Here is a 13,206-nt window from a genome sequence, read left to right as displayed (position 1 = left end):
GATGGTTTCCTAGCTCTAAAAGGTGTAGTAATTGCGGGTATATTGCTGAGAAAATGCCGTTAAATGTTCGAGAATGGGACTGTCCAGACTGCGGGACGCACCATGATAATCTCGATTTTGTTATTTTGGGATAATCTGTTCTCTAGAAGCTCCTTTCACCTTGTCATCATTACCGGCGAAAAGGTTCCAAAAACTGGCAAAAATCGGCAATACTTGCAAAACTTAAGTTTTTTATTATAGGGTGACTGCACTGACCAGATAAATCTAAAAACCTTGTTGGATAAGACTTTTAGACCTTTTTGTCAATCAAAAAGTACCGGACTGGGAGTGATCAGGGGGAAAATTAAGCTACTTTTTCCCTGAACATTAGGTAATTGACCACCTGAAAATCGGTAAAACCCTACACCCTACACCCTACACCCCACACCCTGCCCCGAGGAAAAACTTTTTGCCGCAGACCCTAATTATGACCTTTATTCCCCATCCCGACACCACCCCCCTTAACCTTACCTGTGCCGTAGTCACGGTGAGCGATACTCGTACCCCAGAGACGGATAGTAGCGGCCAAATAATTCAAGAGTTACTAACTCGATCGGGTCATGATATCGGCCTATACTTAATTATCCCCGATCAACCCCTACAAATTCAAGCAATCTTACCAGAGATTAGTAATCAAAATCAGATAAAAGTCTTAATTCTCAATGGGGGTACGGGTATTGCTCCCAGAGACAACACCTATGATGCTTTAGTACCTTTATTAAGGATTACTTTGCCCGGTTTTGGCGAATTATTTCGTTATCTCAGCTATCAGGAAGTTGGCTCCCGTGCCATGGCATCAAGGGCAATAGCTGGGGTTTATCAAAACTTATTAGTCTTTTCTCTCCCTGGTTCCACTAATGCCGTTAAATTAGCCCTAGAAAAACTGATTCTTCCTGAAATTTTACATCTGGTTAAACAGATAAATGGATAATTTATTGGGATTTGATCTGGGCTGAAATTTCTTGAAAACATACATCCCAAAAATAGCCAGCTAGATTCACAGCACTTAACAGTTTAGGAATTCCTTCACTTAGACTAGCAAAACCTTGATTTTTAATCTGGAGAAAATCGATAGCGATCGCAAAAGTTAAAAGTGCTAAAGCGATGATTAAAATTTGGTAATAAGTTTGTCTTATTCGCCGCCAAAATGCTAAACCATAAATCAGAATTGCGAGGGCATAAACAGAGATAGTCAAGAATTTGGGAATATTAAAATAGAGGAGAATGATATGAATTCTGAAGATTTCATTGATGGCAAAAAGTCCCGTTATTATACCAGAAAAAAGTAAAAAATTGTAAGAATTATTGAAACTTGTCTTGCGGGACAACAAAGTATAACTAAAAAGGCAAACAATCGGGGGCAGACAACAAAGCAATTGAAAAGAATGGGTTAATAAACCAGCGAGCGGAGTTGGGGGAGTAGCGGGAGGATAAAATAAAAGACTAGAGTGTAATTTTTCCCGATCAACTCCAGCAATCAAAGCTAAAATCAAGAGGAGAACGACAAGATTTATTTTCAGAAAATGCTGTTCTCGTGAGGACATAAGTATAGTAGTTTATAATTGTGGCTATTAACCACGGTATAATTCACAGAGTGCCGCTTTCTACAGGCTCGATCTACATACCGAAGTGCCAAGCATTTCCCTAAATGTGTTAAGGACAATTTTCTCGGTTTTCTATGCTCGATCAAAAAGAACTTTTGTGTTTATTACAATTGGCTAGTCCCATTCTACCCGTCGGGGCCTATAGTTATTCCGAAGGGCTAGAAACCCTCGTCGAAAAGGGGATTATCTCCAATAGTGCCAGCTTGAATGATTGGTTAGAGCGATCGCTTTGTCAAGGCTCGATTCGCTTAGAAACGGCTGTTTTGGTAAGGGTATATCGTTGTTTTTGTCAAGAAGATTTTACAAAACTTAATTATTGGGATAATTGGTTATCGGCCACGCGGGAGACGGCCGAATTAAGACAACAAAGCTGGCAAATGGGGCGATCGCTGTTAAACTTATTGCGGGAGTTAGCACCGGCCAGAGATAATCTACCAGAACAGGCTAATTATGCCACCGCTTTTGCGATCGGGGCAAGTCATTGGCAAATTGGCGAAGAATTAGCGGTTTTAGGCTATTTACACAGTTGGGCAAGTAATTTAATCAATGCGGGATTGCGTTTAATTCCCCTTGGGCAAACCCTAGGACAATCCATTCTGATCGGTTTACAGCCCAGTTTATTAACAGCAACAGCAGATATTATCAGTTTAGCCGATGAAAACCTGAGCAGTTGGAGTTGGGGACTAAGTTTTGCCAGTATGAACCACGAAACCCAGTATAGTCGTCTATTTCGCAGTTAGAAATTTAGATACTAGAACAGATGTATTGCCTAGCGAATTTTTCGCTATTTTCTGGGAGAATATGCAAGTCTCTAGGAGTCTCTCTCTTAGGTTCAAGCCTAGGGATAGCGTAAAAAACCGAATAAGGTATAGTAAGATTAAAAAAAATCTTAAGTCCTAGTTCTCGCTTTCTGAGTGACTAAGGGTTTTAAGGAAAGATGCGAACACTCTACCTAGCCACAGTGTACCAATGTTTAGTCAATCAGAAAAAATTCCCGTTTCGGTGTTGATTCCCGCCAAAAACGAGGAATCTAACCTTCCCGCCTGTTTAGAGAGTGTTGCTAGGGCTGATGAAGTGTTTGTCGTCGATTCCCAAAGTAGCGATCGCTCGATCGAAATATCTACAAACTATGGGGCTAATGTAGTCCAATTTTATTTTAATGGTCGTTGGCCGAAAAAGAAAAACTGGTCCCTCGATAATCTGCCTTTTCGCAATGAATGGGTATTAATCGTCGATTGTGATGAGAGAATCACCCCCGAACTATGGGACGAAATCGCCACCGTGATCCAAGATTCCAACTATAATGGTTATTATCTCAATCGTCGCGTCTTCTTCCTCGGACAATGGATTCGTTATGGTGGCAAGTATCCCGACTGGAATCTGCGCTTATTTAAACATAAGTCGGGCAGATACGAGAATTTAAACACGGAAGATATCCCCAACACGGGAGATAACGAGGTTCACGAACACGTTATCCTCGATGGCAAGGTGGGATATCTGAAAAATGATATGCTGCACATCGATTTCCGCGATATCTATCATTGGTTAGAAAGACATAATCGTTATTCCAACTGGGAGGCGCGAGTTTATTACAATATTCTCACGGGTAATGACGAAAGCGGCACGATCGGAGCGAACCTGTTCGGTGATGCGGTGCAGAGAAAACGTTTTTTAAAGAAAATTTGGGTAAAATTGCCCTTTAAACCGCTGCTGCGCTTTATTCTCTTTTATTTTATCCGTCTCGGTTTCTTGGATGGCAAAGCTGGTTATATCTACGGTCGTCTTTTGAGTCAGTACGAATACCAAATAGGGGTTAAATTGTACGAATTACGGCAATTTGGCGGTAAATTAAACGTTAATGCCCATGCTAATCCCCCGGTTAAACCCTCGGAACCTCAACCCGCGAAAATGATTAAATAAGTCCTATGTCCCCAGAAATCCGCACCGATGAGGAAGCGTGGCTAGATCTGCGTACCTACGATCAATCTTGGTTTGATCGCGGTCGTTCTAATCCGATTATCCTACTTTGGTGGTTAGTACAGGGAATTCTTTTTCCCCTCAGTTTGCACCAAATGGATAGCTTTCGCTGCGCTATTTTGCGACTATTCGGGGCTAAAATCGGCCTTGGGGTGAAAATTCGCCCGACGGCAAGGGTTACTTATCCTTGGAAAGTTGCGATCGGCGATTATACTTGGATTGGCGATGATGTGGTGATTTATAGTTTAGATAACGTTACCATCGGCAGTCATTGTGTGATTTCTCAAAAATGCTATCTTTGCACTGGCAGTCACGCTCCCTGCGATCGCTCTTTCAGCTTAAAAACCACTCCCATCCTCATTGGTAATGGTACATGGATCGCGGCCGATTGTTTCCTGGCTCCGGGGGTAAAAATTGGCTCTAATGTTGTTATTGGGGCAAGAAGTAGCGTATTTGCCGATATTCCCGCTCAAAAGGTCGCTTGGGGCAGTCCCTGTCGTCCTCAATACGATAGAAAGATGAATTCTTATAGTAGTTAGGGTCTGCTGAATAATGGTAAAACCCTTTTAAAATAAAGCTTTTGACCTGTTAAAGTCCGATGTTCATGCTAAGGGCAACAAAGCCTGAAACGACCGGCTACTGACTCCTGACTCCTGACTCCTACCACCACCGAAAAACTTTTTCAGCAGACCCTACTTAAAAACGGATTTGGTGTCAAAATGTGTTGTTTTCCTGATTATCTGAAGATTGAACGCGAAAGGGAGGCGCAGCATAATCGGAAGGTAAATAATTTTCGGGAATGGTTGTTGTATTTCCATCTCGTAGGGAGGTGTAACTGGGAGAGAGAATCTCAATCCCAGCTTCATTACACTTGTCTTGAATATTTTGATGGAGTTCTGAATAAATTATTACCATCAAATTGGGTTGGTTAGTGTAAGCATTTAATTGATAACTGATGTAAAAATTATCTAGGCTAGTTTGCAGGACAAAAGGTGCGGGTTCTTTGAGAATATGGTCAGTTTCTAGAGCAGCTTCAATTAAGGTTTTGTGGGCTTTTCGCCAAGGCAGATCGTACCCTAGGGTAATCGTTGTCTGAATAATTAGATTTCTGTTTAATTCCCGCGAGGAAATACTAAAGTTAATCACATTACTACTTAATAAAGATGAGTTAGGAATAGTAATGATTTTATTAGTGGGAGTGCAAATGCGAATGACTAGGAAGTTTTTTTCAATTAGATCGCCAATTACATCTCCTACTTGAATGTGATCTCCGATGCGAAAGGCACGGGTATAGATAAGAATAATTCCCCCAATAACATTGGCGATCGCCGAAGTAGAACCAAGGGATAAAAGAAGACCAAGAAAAACAGAAACACCGCGGAAAGCCGGGGAATCAAAACCGGGCAAATAGGGAAAAGCAACTATTGCTGCTAAGGCAATAATTATGACTAATAGGAGATTGTAAGTAGGTTTAGCCCAATCAGTATAAAAACCAGGAATAACCAGATTTCCTCTTTCTATTGCCGTAAAAAAGGGCTTGATTAGCCGGATTAAGTAGTAGGTTACAAAAATGATTATGGCAATAATAAAGGCATTGGGAAGATATTTGCCAATGGAGGATAAAACCAGTTCTAATGATCGAGAAAAATAACCTAAAATACTCTCGCCAAAAACTCTTGTCCAGGGAAATAAACGAAGTACAAATGTAGCATAATTGAATGTTAATAAAAACAGAATAAATAAGCGAATCATCCGAAGAACTCGCAGCCAAAAGAAGCTAATTTTAGAGGAAGATACAATCTCAATATTCCCGATTTGAATGCCTGGTGTCAAGGATTCAATCAAACGTCTAATGAAGGGAAATAGCTTCCCTGAAATTTTGATAACTGCAAAGCTAATAATCAAGAAAGCAAAGGTGGCTATAACCGTATAAATGATGTTCTTAAGTAGTTGTTCTGGTTTTCGATCTTGGCGATATTGAGCGATAGCGACCTGAATTTTTTGTAAAGCTTGTTGAGCTAAAACCTCCGGCGTTGAACGATAGGCTTTTGCATCTCGCTCCGTCACCGTTAGAATCACTTCTTGATCTATACTTAAATAAAGTGAGTTATCATCAGGAATCTGCTCAATTGTCAGGTTCTCAATAGGAATAGAATCATTTTGAGCAATTCTTTCAATTCTCCGGGTAATAGTGTTAGCTCTCTCCTCCGCCGAAAATGAAGAAACTCCCCGCCGGATAAAAAAGAGAGTTTTTCCATCTAACATAACTGGAAAGCCGTCAATTTTATTTTCCGGTTGTGTCGGATTTTGAGCTATTCCCAAAAGAGGGGAGGTTAGAGTCAGTAGTAAAACTACAAAAAATATTACCAAGGTATGCCCAATTTTTTTCATCCATCCTCTAGCTTTAGATGGTGTAGTTAGCATTAAATATCTTTGATTAATATCGACAACTGGTACAAATTGCATAGGATTAAGTCAGATTTTTTTGTGTGTAGTCGGGTAAGCTTCAGGCATTACTGTCCTCGATGAGGTGCAGAGAGCCTAGGTTGAGACAGGAGTGGAAAAATTGGCAACACCAGAACTTTGTAATGGTTGCCAATATTTAGGGAATTTAAGCGAGTTTTTCCTCAACATCTGTTAGTGATGGAAATGGGAACCAGATAATTTTGACTGATAATTAGACTGAGATTTAAAGAAGGCGATTGCTGAGTGAATATCCCGCAACAACAGAGCCGCCATATCGCGACTAAATCCCTCCTTGATCACCACGCGCTGCACGGTTAAATCTTGGCGATTTTTGGGCATTGTATAGGCAGGAACTAACCAACCCCGCTCGCGCAATTTATCAGCTAAATCGAATAAACTATAATTAGATTGATCGCTAATTGTCTCCTTTAATTTCCAAGCAAAAACTGGAATAGTGCTGCCATCGGTAATCAATTCAAACGGTCCCATCTTAGCGATTTCCCCCGATAAATACAGGGCCGTATCTCGACAGGCTTGATGAATTTGTCGATAACCCTCTTTACCCAAGCGTAAAAAATTATAATATTGAGCAACTACTTGATTGCCAGGGCGAGAAAAATTCAGAGCAAAATTAGGCAGATCACCGCCTAAATAATTACAATGAAAGATTAATTCTTCTGGTAATTCTTGCCGATCTCGCCAGATAATCCAACCGACGCCGGGATAGACTAAACCGTATTTATGCCCGGAAGCATTAATCGATTTAACCCATTTGAGGCGAAAATCCCAGACTAAATCGGGATCGAGAAAAGGGGCAATAAAACCACCACTAGCACCATCGACGTGCAGGGGAACTTGCCAGCCGGTTTCTCTGTTCAATTTTTCCAGGGCATCATTAATTTCTTGGACGGGTTCGTAACTACCATCAAAGGTACTACCCATAATTGCAATTACCCCGATCGTATTCTCATCAATTAGTTTAATTGCCTCGGTCGCATTGAGATGAAAACGATTCCCTTCCATCGGCACAAAACGCGGTTCTACCTCCCAATAACGACAGAATTTTTCCCAACAAACCTGCACATTAATGCCCATGACTAAATTAGGTTTGTCGGTGGGTTTACCCTCTTTTTGTCGGCGTTTGCGCCATTGCCATTTTAAAGCCATGCCTCCCAACATCGCCGCTTCACTGGAACCAATGGTAGAACAACCGGTTGCCGCTTCGCTTTCGGGAGCATTCCAGAGTCTAGCGATCATATTCACACAACGCAGTTCAATTTCGGCAGTTTGTGGGTATTCATCCTTGTCGATCATGTTTTTATCGAAGGTTTCCGCCATTAATTGTTTGGCTTCCGGTTCCATCCAAGTGGTGACAAAAGTAGCCAGATTAAGGCGAGAATTACCATCAAGGGCGAGTTCATCGCGGATTAAATTGTAGGCCACCGCCGGCGGCATTTCTCCCTCGGGAATCTCGTATTTAGGTACAGCGGAAGTCAGGGCGCGGGAAGCATAGGTGGGGGTAATTAGTGCATCTTCCGGACTAAGGCGATCGAGATTAATTTTCTGATGAACCATAACTTCCTTAATAAAATATCTTTTTTGCTGAGAGTAAATTACCAATCATTCCAAAAATAATAGCAATAATCGAGACGGATAAAAAATAGGAAAGCATCCCTTGGGTTGCTACCAGTCGCCGCCTCGCCGTACTATTAATACTTGTATCGGAGGTTTGATAATACCCAGAAAACCGCAAGCAAAATGGACGATCGCCTGTGCGGATGCGATCAGATAAATTAATAGTCCGAAACTGCCGGTCGTAAAAAATAGGGATTCCAGAAATGCCACCCGATGATTGGGAGATTTTAATAGTTCTAACTGCCAAGGAGCAACGCAAGAAATTCTGTAAGCTAGTAAAGCAATTGCCCCTATCAAAGCGAAAAGAAAAGCTAAAACCAGTCGCAGGGTAATTGCTACTGGCATAATTAAGACAATTAGAGCAACAATTATTTGACAGAGCCAGCGAATTTGATTATGGCTTGGTTTTCTAGAGGTTTTTTGACCATAGATCAAAGCAGAATTGTCCCTCACTATTCTCACACAAAAATCTGGTGGAAAAATTAAGCGATCGCCGACTGTAATTCCGGGCGACTGTACCAACTCCAGGGACCATCTAAAACTGGTTTAATATTCAGTTCCTTGCGCCATTGATCTAAGGGTTTTTCCCAGCCTTCCTCCCACTTGATCGGGAATAGGGGTTTAGCGTTACGGCCGATGGTAATTCCCTGGGAAATTAGCTCGAATTTGTAACCGAGAGTTTTATTTAAATCGGCATCACTTTCCACCTCATTTAACAGAGTATCACTGGTAAAAAAAGTCATCAGTAAAGAGAGGATATCGATGAGGAGAAAAGTAGGATAACGAGTTTGAGCGACCGTGACAGAAATTACTCCCAATTCTCCAAGAGTATCTAAACTAAATCCGGTGAGAATGTGATGGATATCGTGGGTTTTATCAACGCGAAAACCAATATAGTCGGCATCGGAATCAAATTGCTTGCGTTGGGGATAAAATTGCGGATCATAGCCCAAAGTGTGCATAATTGTGCCGTAAGTCCAACCGAGAGAACCCTTCGGCATTTTTAACATTGCTTCAATATCGTAGGGGTTGCCAATGTATCTTTCTTGCACTAATTGCGCGGAAGCTGGTTCTTGCAGAACTGCTTTTACACATAACTCCATCGGGCGACTATTAACCAATCGGCGCTCGATTTCCCAGACATTAGCCGTATCTTTGCCTCCCCCAGCCGCCAGATCAACAAATTCCAGAAATCGCTGCAAATTTTCGGGTGTGGCTAATTGATTGATGTATCTGTAACTCATGGGATTTTCCTAATCGCTAGATAAATTTACAGGAATAATAGAACAAGCGTATTAATAACGTAGGGGTCCACCGTAACCACCGTATAAACCGACTCCGCGGGTACCGGCCCCCACCCCGTAAAAGCCAGGACCGACACCACCACCAACACCAATCCAATCGATAAATAGGGAAGTTGCCCCGCCGGCCTTGGGTAGAGTCCCTTCGATTAGCTTGTAGCTATAAATCAAGTCCTTGCCATCGATGACGGGATTGCTAATCTCGACGACAACTATAGTATTGTCTTGACGACCAGGTTCGTAGACTGAGAGGGTCGCATTGGGGGGATCGTTAGCAAAATTATCTTTTCCCGCCCGGGCTGTCCACTCATCCAGATAGGCGGCCATGGTCAGATTACCAGCAATCCGGTTCGGGCGATCGGAAAAGTATAGGGTCTGTTTGTTGACATTTACCAAGCGAATTGTTTTTGTGACGGGATCTATCTGAATATCTTCTGCCGTTTGCACGAACATTAACTGCACTTTTTCTTGAGCAGGAGTAGTCTGGGCTACAGAAATATTGGGCATCCCCCAGCTAGTGATTGCCATGGCCGCTACTCCCAGAAAAAGTGTATAACGAAAACGCTTCAGGGATTTGGTCAATTGCTCAGAATTTCTCATGATTGCTCTCCTTAATACCCAGTTTAAATATACAACAGCTTATTTGATATTTTCAGTAATTTTCTTAGCTAACTATTTAGACTAATTAGCAATTTGCTATGATGGCAGTTTAGGAACGATCTGATCGACAAAAATATTAATCAAACCTGTCACCATAAATTGTACTCCGATCGCCGCTACAAATAGCCCCATAACTCGCTGAGTAATACTCAAGCCAATATCTCCCAAAAGTCTTTGTAACCATTTGCCAGCAGCGAGGATGAGAAAGACCAAAAAACTGACTAAAATTGTCATCAAAATTAGTTCAATGCCCATACCGTCACCCAGCTTTGATTCGGCTTCACTGGCATAAAGGATAACGTTAGCAATAACCCCAGGTCCTACCAATAAAGGCATAGCCATAGGAATAACAATTTGCCGATAAACTGACTTAGCTTCGCTGAGATAATCCCCTCCTCGCTCATTAATTAAAAGCTCTTTTGTCTCTCCCCCAGAACCGTTAACAATGTTGATACCGATCATCAACAAAAGCACTCCACCAGCAAGGCGAAAAGAGTCTAAGGTGACACCAAAGAATTTTAGCATTGACGTTCCGATAAACATAAAAATTAACAACAAACACAAGACAGTTAACGAGACAAATAGAGCCACGAGTCGCTGTACTTCTTGACGTTCGCGAGCGGTGTAACTAATAAATATCGGCAGCATCCCCAGAGGATTTAAGAGGGCGAATAGAGTGATGGCAAAGTTTCTAAAAAAAGACCATTCCATAGAACAAAGTTGCTAATTTAAACTCAATTTTTTTTGCTTTTAACCGAGGGAAAGTCTAGATAAAACTACCAGCGCGGTTAGTTTTTGCTATAGAAAATTAAACATTGGCTCGCCAGCGATCGCGATTCCTCCCCTAAGACCGAATAAGCGAAACCGTCGATCGCAAGTCCCCTTTTCTACTGCCGGGCCATGATAATTTTCAGACGTTCCTCCTGGTCGATCAGGTGGTCATGATCGTCCGTACCCAGATCCAGTTGAACCCAACCGATCTTGCCAGTGAAACGACTGGTTTTCGAGGTATATTCCGCCGCTACGGGGGTACCGGATTCGTAGCCGATATCCGTGGTCTCGTCCGCAGAGAAAATAAAAGCCTGAGTTCGTTCTACCCGACCCGTACCCACCGGTTGACCGTCGTAGTAGAGGGTGACATTTCCCCCCCGTCCTAAACCACCGCCATCGTAGGCAAACTCCATCCGTACCTGATGCTTACCGGCCGGGATCGTCTCCGTCGCCTCGGTGACAAAACTTTGAATCCCCAGCACGTTATAGACGAACTTGGCTTTTCCGTCGTGGGTATAGACACTCCAACCACCGAAGCGGCCGCCTTGGGCGATAATCACCCCGTCCGCGCCTTCCGGGGGAATGTTCAGTTCCGCCGTCACCGAGAAGGATTTATTTTTGATGTTGATGACGCTATTTTCAGACAAACGCCCCATCCCGGCAAAGAATAATTGCGAGTTTCCCCGCACGAGGGTAGGCCGGCCAGCGGTGGCGGGATCGACCCGTTCCACTTGGCGATCGTCTAGGGGCAGTACATTATACTTAACCGCCTCGATCAGAAATTGTCGCTGTAGTTCGTGCAGTTTCTCTGGCATTTCCCGGGAGAGATCCCGAGCTTGCGTCCAATCCTTACTGCCGTCGTATAGTTCCCAGATATCATCGTCGAAAGGAACCATCGTCTGTCCAGTCATAATCCACGGGGTGCGGTGCTTGGTAATCGCACTCCAACCCTTGTAATAGATGCCCCGATTGCCAAACATCTCGAAATACTGCACATCGTGACGTTCGGGGGCGGCCGCGTCGTTAAAGGTATAAACCATACTCGTACCCTCGTAGGGACTTTGTAGGACACCGTTAACCATAGTCGGTTCGGGAATTCCCGCTACTGCCAACACCGTCGGGGCCACATCGATCAGATGACAGAACTGATGGCGAATCCCACCTTTTTCCGTGATGATTTTGGGATAACGAACAATCGTACCGTTGCGGGTCCCGCCCCAGTGAGAAGCGACCTGCTTCGTCCATTTGTAGGGGCTACTCATCGCCCAAGCCCAACCGACCGCGTAGTGATTATAGGAATCGGGCGCGCCGAAGTCATCCAGTTTCGAGAGGAGAAATTCCGGGGTTTCTAGACCCGCTAATCCGTTAAAGTTGGCCATCTCGTTAAACGCGCCCTGAAGCGTTCCCTCGGCGGATGCGCCGTTATCGCCGACGATGACGTAAACGAGCGTATCGTCGAGGATTTCTAGATTTTCTAAGGCTTGAATCACCCGTCCCACCTGATCATCGGTATGTTCCATAAAGGCGGCGTACACCTCCATCTGGCGCTCTAATACCGGCTTCAGGCGCTCGTCCATGTCATCCCAGGCGGGAATTTCGGCGTGACGGGGGGTGAGTTCGGCATTTTGGGGAATTACGTCCAGTTCTTTCTGTCGGGCAAAGGTAATCTCGCGCTGGTGATCCCAACCGTGAGCGAATTGGCCCCGATACTTGTCGATCCATTCCTTGGGGACGTGGTGGGGGGCATGGGTCGCTCCGGGGGCGAAGTACATAAAGAAAGGCTTATCGGGGGCGAGGGCCTTTTGTTGACTGACCCAAGCGATCGCTCGATCGGCCAGATCTTCGGTCAGGTGATACCCTTTCTCCGGGGTTTTCGGCGGTTCGATCGGGATTGTTCCCTCGTACAGTGCCGGCTCCCACTGGTTATTCTCGCCACCGATAAAGCCGTAGAAATACTCGAATCCACCCCCGCCGGAGGGCCAAGCGTCAAAGGGGCCGATCGGGCTGGTTTGCCAAACCGGTACCTCGTGACACTTACCGAACTGCGCCGTGGAATAGCCGTTCAGCTTCAGGGTCAAGGCGAGGGGGGCTTTGGTGTTGGGACGAACGGAACTCTGCCCGGGGGCGGAGGTGGCGGTTTCGGTGATGTTGCCCATGCCGACCGAGTGATGATTCCTTCCGGAGAGCAAAGCCGCGCGGCTGGGAGAGCAGAGGGCAGTGGTATGAAAACGGGTATATTTTAGCCCCTGTGCCGCTAATCGCTCGAAAGTGGGGGTATTGCACGGCCCACCGAAGGCGCTGGAGGCTCCGAAGCCCACGTCATCGAGCAGCACGATCAGCACGTTGGGCGCGCCGTCCGGCGGTCGGATATCTCGAATCGGGGGATAGTCAGTGTCCGGATTCTTCGCGTCGTAGGTGATTAGACCGAAGGGGGTCAAGTCGGGAATCGGTAGAATTTGGCGTTGGATCGGCTTATCTTGGGACATAGTTCATTTCCTCTGTTGGCATACTCTCCCCGTCACAGCGTAGCTTGACGGGGGATTCTTTTCCACATCGCTGTTTTGACATCCTCGCCGCCGTAAAACGGACGGCGATTCCTCACCACGCCACTTTTTTAGCGTGGTCGCGTCAACGGGGTTGACGCAGATAGCGAAAAACGCTCAATTGCTTAAGTCTGACACTTTCGACCCGTCCGTTTTCAGTGTCCGAATGCCGGACGGCCACTTTGAACAAGTCGAAAAAATCTCATGTTC

General features: G+C 44.5%; 12 protein-coding genes and 1 pseudogene. 5 read left to right on the top strand and 8 right to left on the bottom strand.

Annotated elements, in window-relative coordinates:
- Both BGL89_RS11820 and BGL89_RS11815 read left to right on the top strand, forming a co-directional pair.
- Window positions 1-107: pseudogene (locus BGL89_RS11820) on the top strand (zinc ribbon domain-containing protein); the annotation flags it as partial.
- A 359-nt stretch (window positions 108-466) separates the two neighbouring features.
- The gene (locus BGL89_RS11815) at window positions 467-970 is read left to right on the top strand and encodes a MogA/MoaB family molybdenum cofactor biosynthesis protein (RefSeq protein ID WP_286825870.1); all 504 of its coding nucleotides are present in this window, start codon (window positions 467-469) and stop codon (window positions 968-970) included.
- A 1-nt stretch (window position 971) separates the two neighbouring features.
- Here the strand turns inward: BGL89_RS11815 and BGL89_RS11810 are convergent, their stop codons facing one another.
- Window positions 972-1,583: a DUF8692 domain-containing protein gene (locus tag BGL89_RS11810; RefSeq protein ID WP_286825869.1), complete on the bottom strand. Its 612-nt coding sequence runs from the start codon at window positions 1,581-1,583 to the stop codon at window positions 972-974.
- Between the two features lie 134 nt (window positions 1,584-1,717).
- Between BGL89_RS11810 and BGL89_RS11805 the strand changes: the two genes are divergently transcribed.
- From BGL89_RS11805 to hpsU, 3 genes are all read left to right on the top strand, one after another.
- On the top strand, window positions 1,718-2,383 hold the full coding sequence (locus tag BGL89_RS11805) for an urease accessory protein UreF (RefSeq protein WP_286825868.1): 666 nt from the start codon (window positions 1,718-1,720) through the stop codon (window positions 2,381-2,383).
- Window positions 2,384-2,612: 229 nt separating this feature from the next.
- The gene (locus BGL89_RS11800; RefSeq protein WP_286825867.1) at window positions 2,613-3,563 is read left to right on the top strand and encodes a glycosyltransferase family 2 protein; all 951 of its coding nucleotides are present in this window, start codon (window positions 2,613-2,615) and stop codon (window positions 3,561-3,563) included.
- 5 nt (window positions 3,564-3,568) lie between these two features.
- Entirely contained in the window at window positions 3,569-4,159 is a 591-nt protein-coding gene (gene hpsU / locus BGL89_RS11795; RefSeq protein WP_286825866.1) for a hormogonium polysaccharide biosynthesis acetyltransferase HpsU, read from the top strand.
- A gap of 175 nt (window positions 4,160-4,334) precedes the next feature.
- On the opposite strand, the gene BGL89_RS11790 is transcribed toward hpsU, so the two are convergent.
- The 7 genes from BGL89_RS11790 to BGL89_RS11760 all read right to left on the bottom strand — a co-directional run bounded on the left by BGL89_RS11790 (window position 4,335) and on the right by BGL89_RS11760 (window position 12,939).
- Window positions 4,335-6,086 (bottom strand): mechanosensitive ion channel family protein, encoded by a 1,752-nt coding sequence (locus BGL89_RS11790; protein WP_286825865.1) that lies wholly within the window; start codon window positions 6,084-6,086, stop codon window positions 4,335-4,337.
- A gap of 171 nt (window positions 6,087-6,257) precedes the next feature.
- Entirely contained in the window at window positions 6,258-7,661 is a 1,404-nt protein-coding gene (gene gad / locus BGL89_RS11785) for a glutamate decarboxylase (protein ID WP_286825864.1), read from the bottom strand.
- A 108-nt stretch (window positions 7,662-7,769) separates the two neighbouring features.
- Entirely contained in the window at window positions 7,770-8,174 is a 405-nt protein-coding gene (locus BGL89_RS11780; RefSeq protein WP_286825863.1) for a hypothetical protein, read from the bottom strand.
- 29 nt (window positions 8,175-8,203) lie between these two features.
- The gene (locus BGL89_RS11775; RefSeq protein WP_286825862.1) at window positions 8,204-8,965 is read right to left on the bottom strand and encodes a Coq4 family protein; all 762 of its coding nucleotides are present in this window, start codon (window positions 8,963-8,965) and stop codon (window positions 8,204-8,206) included.
- 51 nt (window positions 8,966-9,016) lie between these two features.
- Entirely contained in the window at window positions 9,017-9,622 is a 606-nt protein-coding gene (locus tag BGL89_RS11770) for a hypothetical protein (protein ID WP_286825861.1), read from the bottom strand.
- A 96-nt stretch (window positions 9,623-9,718) separates the two neighbouring features.
- On the bottom strand, window positions 9,719-10,393 hold the full coding sequence (locus tag BGL89_RS11765) for a MarC family protein (RefSeq protein WP_286825860.1): 675 nt from the start codon (window positions 10,391-10,393) through the stop codon (window positions 9,719-9,721).
- A gap of 176 nt (window positions 10,394-10,569) precedes the next feature.
- Complete coding sequence (locus BGL89_RS11760; RefSeq protein ID WP_286825859.1) at window positions 10,570-12,939, bottom strand: arylsulfatase; 2,370 nt, start codon at window positions 12,937-12,939, stop codon at window positions 10,570-10,572.
- Window positions 12,940-13,206: the final 267 nt, after the last annotated feature.

Source organism: Microcystis sp. LSC13-02 (assembly GCA_002282935.1).
In the GTDB taxonomy this organism is placed as follows: Bacteria; Cyanobacteriota; Cyanobacteriia; order Cyanobacteriales; family Microcystaceae; genus Microcystis.
The sequence above is the reverse complement of the archived record's forward strand: the minus strand, read 5'-3'. Positions and strand labels throughout refer to the sequence as shown.

Excerpts from the sequence above, each read along its gene's own strand:
- BGL89_RS11815 (WP_286825870.1), top strand. The coding sequence starts at position 467 with ATGACCTTTATTCCCCATCCCGACACCACCCCCCTTAACCTTACCTGT.
- BGL89_RS11810 (WP_286825869.1), bottom strand. The coding sequence starts at position 1,583 with ATGTCCTCACGAGAACAGCATTTTCTGAAAATAAATCTTGTCGTTCTC.
- BGL89_RS11805 (WP_286825868.1), top strand. The coding sequence starts at position 1,718 with ATGCTCGATCAAAAAGAACTTTTGTGTTTATTACAATTGGCTAGTCCC.
- BGL89_RS11800 (WP_286825867.1), top strand. The coding sequence starts at position 2,613 with ATGTTTAGTCAATCAGAAAAAATTCCCGTTTCGGTGTTGATTCCCGCC.
- hpsU (WP_286825866.1), top strand. The coding sequence starts at position 3,569 with ATGTCCCCAGAAATCCGCACCGATGAGGAAGCGTGGCTAGATCTGCGT.
- BGL89_RS11790 (WP_286825865.1), bottom strand. The coding sequence starts at position 6,086 with ATGCAATTTGTACCAGTTGTCGATATTAATCAAAGATATTTAATGCTA.
- gad (WP_286825864.1), bottom strand. The coding sequence starts at position 7,661 with ATGGTTCATCAGAAAATTAATCTCGATCGCCTTAGTCCGGAAGATGCA.
- BGL89_RS11775 (WP_286825862.1), bottom strand. The coding sequence starts at position 8,965 with ATGAGTTACAGATACATCAATCAATTAGCCACACCCGAAAATTTGCAG.
- BGL89_RS11770 (WP_286825861.1), bottom strand. The coding sequence starts at position 9,622 with ATGAGAAATTCTGAGCAATTGACCAAATCCCTGAAGCGTTTTCGTTAT.
- BGL89_RS11765 (WP_286825860.1), bottom strand. The coding sequence starts at position 10,393 with ATGGAATGGTCTTTTTTTAGAAACTTTGCCATCACTCTATTCGCCCTC.
- BGL89_RS11760 (WP_286825859.1), bottom strand. The coding sequence starts at position 12,939 with ATGTCCCAAGATAAGCCGATCCAACGCCAAATTCTACCGATTCCCGAC.